Annotated in this window: 2 protein-coding genes; both read left to right on the forward strand. The window is 72.4% G+C overall.

All coding sequences use genetic code 11. The features are described 5' to 3' along the window. The coding region (locus ABZ354_RS28485) for an SDR family NAD(P)-dependent oxidoreductase (protein WP_358661590.1) at positions 1-3,552 on the forward strand (3,552 nt) is incomplete at its 5' end. Positions 3,553-3,569: 17 nt separating this feature from the next. Continuing rightward, a partial coding sequence (locus ABZ354_RS28490; RefSeq protein WP_358661592.1) for a type I polyketide synthase occupies positions 3,570-5,617 on the forward strand: 2,048 nt, incomplete at its 3' end.

Consider the following 5,617-nt stretch of genomic DNA (forward strand, 5'->3'; position numbering starts at 1 on the left):
GGGCGTCGTGGTGTGCAGGTCTTCACCCGCCCCGACACGGACGGCGCGGGCGGGGACGACCCGTGGGTGTGCCACGCCTCCGGCACCCTCACCCCGGAAGTCACCCCCAGTGCGGCCGGCGGAGCGGCCGGGGCGTGGCCCGGGACGGGCGCGGTGCCGGTGGACCTGACCGGCTTCTACGAGCGGGTCGCCGAGGCGGGCTATGCGTACGGTCCGGCGTTCCGGGGGCTGCGCGCGGTGTGGCGGGACGGCCAGGACCTGCTGGCGGAGGTCGCCCTGCCCGAGGCCGCCGGTGCTCACGACGGTCACGGCATCCACCCCGCCCTCCTGGACGCCACCCTCCACCCGGCCCTGCTGCTCGACTGGCCCGGACAGCCGCAGGACGACGGCAAGATCTGGCTGCCCTTCACCTGGAACCAGGTCACCCTGTGGGCCGGGGGTGCCGGAACCGTACGCGTGCGCCTGACGCCGGGCGCGTACGACGAGACGGAGCGGGAGGTGCGGGTACTGGTCACCGACGCGGCCGGGGCCGACGTCCTGAGCGTGGGTTCCGTGACGCTGCGCCCCGCCGACCTCAAGCAGTTGCATTCCGCGCAGGCACGCGACGAGGGCCTGTTCGCGGTGGAGTGGTCGCCGCTTGCGGTTTCGCGGCCGGATCTGTCCGACGGTGCCGGCTGGGTGGTGCTCCCGCGTGGTGCCGGTCTGGGTGGGGTGGTGTCGTCGGGTGGTGAGGTGCCGTGGGCGGTGCTTGCTCCCGTGAGGCCGTCGGTGGGTGCGGGGCCGGTGGTTGTGGACCGGGTGTTGTCGTTGGTGCGGGAGTTCTTGGCCGTGCCGGAGCTGGCGGAGTCGCGTCTTGTCCTGGTGACGAGGGGTGCGGTGGTCACCGACGGCGGCCGTGAGGGTGACGGTCATGGTGAGGTGGATGCGTCCGCGGCCGCGGTGTGGGGTCTGGTGCGCAGTGCCCAGTCGGAGCACCCGGGCCGCTTCGCCCTGCTCGACCTCGACACCGACACAGACAACGACACCGACAACGAGACCGACACCGACACCGACACCGACGACGACGACGCGGATGTCGACACCGTCCTCGGCGGGCGGCTGCCGCAGGCCGTACTGCGTCAGGCCGTCCAGGACCTGGACGAGCCCCAACTCGCCCTGCGTCAGGGCGATCTGCTGGTCCCGCGACTGGTTCGCGCGACCGGAGGCGCGCTCTTCCCGGCGCCCGCCGAGCGCGCCTGGCGGCTGGACAAGGGAAGTGCCGAGACCCTGGAGAGCGTGGCGCCGGTCGCCTGCCCCGAGCTCCTGCGGCCTCTCGAACCCGGTCAGGTCCGCATCGGCGTCCACGCCGCGGGCATCAACTTCCGTGACGTCCTGGTCAGCCTCGGCATGGTGCCGGGCCAGATCGGGCTCGGTGGGGAGGGTGCCGGCGTCGTGACGGAGGTCGGCCCGGACGTCACCCACCTGTCGGTCGGCGACCGTGTCATGGGCGTACTGCACGGGTCTTTCGGCCCGATGGCCGTCGCGGACACGCGGATGGTGGCGCCGGTCCCGCGGGGATGGGACATGCGCCAGGCAGCCGGTATGCCGGTCGCCTATCTGACGGCTTGGTACGGGTTGGTGGAGCTGGCCGGTGTGAAGGCGGGCGAGCGGGTGCTGATCCATGCCGGTACCGGTGGTGTGGGCATGGCGGCGGTGCGGATCGCGCGTCATCTGGGTGCGGAGGTGTTCGCCACCGCGAGCCCGGCCAAGCACGGTGTGCTGGAGGAGATGGGCGTCGACGCGGCGCACCGTGCCTCTTCGCGGGATCTCGCGTTCGAGGACGAGATCCGGCGGGCCACGGGTGGACGGGGCGTGGACGTCGTACTGAACAGCCTCACGGGCGAGTTCATCGACGCCTCCCTGCGGCTGCTGGGCCCGGGAGGCCGCTTCCTGGAGATGGGCAAGACGGATCTGCGCGTGCCGGGGGAGGTGGCCGCCACGTGTCCGGGGGTCACGTACACCGTCTACGACCTGGTCGGCGACGCCGGCCCCGACCGCATCGCGGTCATGATGCGTGAGCTGGGCGAGAGGTTCGCCACCGGTGACCTTGCCCCTCTGCCCGTACGTTCCTGGCCGCTGGACAGGGCGCTGGAGGCGTTCCGGTTCATGAGTCAGGCGAAGCACACCGGCAAGCTGGTGCTGGAGATCCCGCCTGCCCTCGATCCCGAGGGCACGGTGCTGATCACCGGTGGTACTGGCGCGCTGGGGCGGGTGGTGGCGGAGCACCTGGTACGGGAGTGGGGTGTGCGGCATCTGCTGCTGGCGAGCCGTCGCGGTGCGGAGGCCGCGGGCAGTGGGGAGCTGGTCGACAGGCTGGCCGGGCTGGGTGCCGAGGTCACCGTTGTCGCTGCCGATGTCGGTGATCGGGACGCGGTGAGGGAGCTGGTCGGCAGGACGGATCCCTCGCATCCGTTGACCGGTGTGGTGCATGCGGCGGGTGTGCTGGAGGACGCCGTGGTCACCGCGCAGACGTCGGAGGGGCTGGCGCGGGTGTGGGCGGCGAAGGCGGCTGCCGCGGCGAACCTGCACGAGGCGACGCGGGGGATGAGGCTGGGCCTGTTCGTGGTGTTCTCGTCGGCGGCTGCCACCCTGGGCAGCCCGGGCCAGGCCAACTACGCCGCCGCGAACGCCTACTGCGACGCGCTGATGCAGCACCGCAGGGCCGGGGGACAGGCGGGACTGTCCGTCGGATGGGGTCTTTGGCAGGTCTCGGCCGAGGGCGGGATGACGGGCGGTCTCAGCGACACCGACGTGGCGCGGATGAGCCGAATCGGAGTCAAGGCGATGAGCGACCGGCACGGGCTGGCCCTGCTCGACGCCGCGCACCGCCACGGCCGCCCCCACCTGGTCGCCGTCGACCTGAACACCCGTGTCCTGGCGGGCAAACCCGCCGCGGCGCTGCCCGCCCTCCTCCGTGCCTTCGCCGGTGGCCAGGGCTCCGCACGGCCGACGGCCGCCACCGCCCGGCAGGACATCGACTGGGCCGGGAAGCTGTCCGCACTGACCGCGGACGAACAGCACCGCACCCTGCTCGACCTGGTCCGGACCCACGCCGCGGCGGTCCTCGGGCACACCGGCACCGACGCCGTACGGACCGACGCCCGCTTCCAGGACCTCGGCTTCGACTCGCTCACCGCGGTCGAACTGCGCAACCGTCTCTCGGCCTCCACCGGCCTTCGGCTGCCCGCCACGTTCATCTTCCGGCACCCCACCCCGTCCGCCATCGCCGACGAACTGCGCACGCGGCTGTGCCCCGCCGGGGCCGACCCGTCGGCACCGCTCTTCGGCGAGCTGGACAAGCTGGAGACGGTGATCACGGGACAGGCGCACGACGAGGACACCCGAGGCCGTCTGGTGGCCCGTCTGCAGAACCTGCTGTGGCGCCTCGACGACACGGCGGGAGGCGCGGCCGGTGGGGGCGGTGCCGGCGTCGGCGCCGTCGAGAACGAAGACCTGGAGTCCGCGTCGGACGACGAGCTCTTCGAGCTGATCGACCGAGAACTGCCTTCCTGATCAGGAGTGGAGAAGACATGCCGGGTACGAAGGACACTCCGGACGCGAAGGGCACTCCCAGTACGGAGGACAAGCTTCGCCACTACCTGAAGCGCGTGACGGCGGATCTCGGCCAGACCCGTCAGCGCCTTCGCGACGTGGAGGAGCGGCAGCGGGAACCGGTGGCCATCGTCGCGATGGCCTGCCGGTACCCCGGCGGCGTGTCGTCACCGGAGCAGCTGTGGGACCTGGTCGCCTCGGGCGGCGACGCCATCGAGGAGTTCCCCACCGACCGCGGCTGGGACCTGGGCGGCCTGTACCACCCGGACCCGGACCACCCCGGCACGACGTACGTACGGGAGGCCGGGTTCCTGCGGGACGCCGCCCGCTTCGACGCCGATTTCTTCGGCGTCAACCCGCGCGAGGCGCTCGCCGCCGACCCGCAGCAGCGCGTACTCCTCGAAGTGTCCTGGGAGCTGTTCGAACGGGCGGGCATCGACCCGTCCACGCTCGAGGGCACCCTCACCGGCGTGTACGCGGGAGTGTCCAGCCAGGACCACATGTCCGGAGGGCGCGTACCGCCCGAGGTGGAGGGATATGCCACCACCGGCACCCTCTCCAGTGTCATATCCGGCCGCATCGCCTACACCTTCGGCCTCCAGGGCCCGGCGGTGACGCTCGACACGGCCTGCTCGGCCTCCCTGGTCGCGATCCACCTGGCCTGCCAGGCGCTGCGGCAGGGCGACTGCTCGCTGGCCCTGGCGGGAGGCGTGACCGTGCTGTCCACGCCCACGGCGTTCGTGGAGTTCTCCCGCCAGCGCGGCCTCGCCCCGGACGGCCGGTGCAAGCCGTTCGCGGCGGCCGCCGACGGCACCGGCTTCTCCGAGGGCGTCGGCCTGGTCCTTCTGGAGCGTCTCTCCGACGCGCGCCGCAACGGGCACCGGGTGCTGGGCGTCGTCCGAGGCTCCGCCGTCAACCAGGACGGCGCGAGCAACGGACTGACCGCGCCCAACGACGTCGCCCAGGAACGGGTGATCCGCCAGGCCCTGGCCAACGCCCGCGTCACCCCGGACGCCGTCGACGCCGTCGAGGCCCACGGAACCGGCACCACCCTCGGCGACCCGATGGAGAGCAACGCGCTCCTCGCGACGTACGGGAAGGACCGGCCGGAGGACCGGCCGCTGTGGCTGGGCTCGGTCAAGTCGAACATCGGGCACACGCAGGCAGCCGCGGGTGTGGCGGGTGTCATCAAGATGGTGATGGCGATGCGCCACGGCGAACTGCCCGCGTCCCTGCACATCGACCGGCCCACGCCGCACGTGGACTGGGAGGGCGGGGGAGTGCGGCTGCTCACCGACCCCGTGCCCTGGCCGCGGACCGACCGCCCGCGCCGGGCGGGCATCTCCTCCTTCGGCATCAGCGGCACCAACGCCCACCTGATCGTGGAGCAGGCCCCCGCCCCGTCGGACACGGACGCGGCGGACGGGGCTCCGGACGACGCGGCGCACGAGGCGGCGGAAACCCCCGCGACCCCCGAAGCGTGCGACGGCCTGGTGGTGCCGTGGGTGGTCTCGGCCCGCGGCCACGACGCGCTGCGCGCCCAGGCCCGCAAACTGGCCGACCACGCCACCGCGCACCTCCCGTCGGCACGCTCGGTCGACGTCGGCTGGTCGCTTGTCCGGGCTCGTGGGGTGCATGAGTGCCGGGCTGTGGTGGTGGGTGCGGAGCGGGCTGAGCTGGTGGCGGGTCTGGAGGCGTTGGCGGCGGGGGAGCTGCATCCGGCGTTGGTGGGTCCGTCTTCCGGTCCGGTTCGTGCGGGTGGGGACATGGTCTGGTTGTTCAGTGGTCAGGGCAGTCAGGTGGTGGGGATGGGGGCCGGGTTGTATGAGCGGTTCCCGGTGTTTGCGGGTGCGTTTGATGAGGTGTGTGGGTTGTTGGACGGGGAGTTGGGTGGTTCTTTGCGGGAGGTGGTGTTCGGGGGGCCGCGGGGGCGGTTGGATCACACGGTGTGGGCGCAGGCGGGTTTGTTTGCGTTGGAGGTTGGGCTGGCTCGGTTGTGGGAGTCGGTGGGGGTGCGTCCGGATGT

The sequence above is a fragment of the Streptomyces sp. NPDC005925 genome, from assembly GCF_040638805.1.
Lineage (GTDB): Bacteria > Actinomycetota > Actinomycetes > Streptomycetales > Streptomycetaceae > Streptomyces.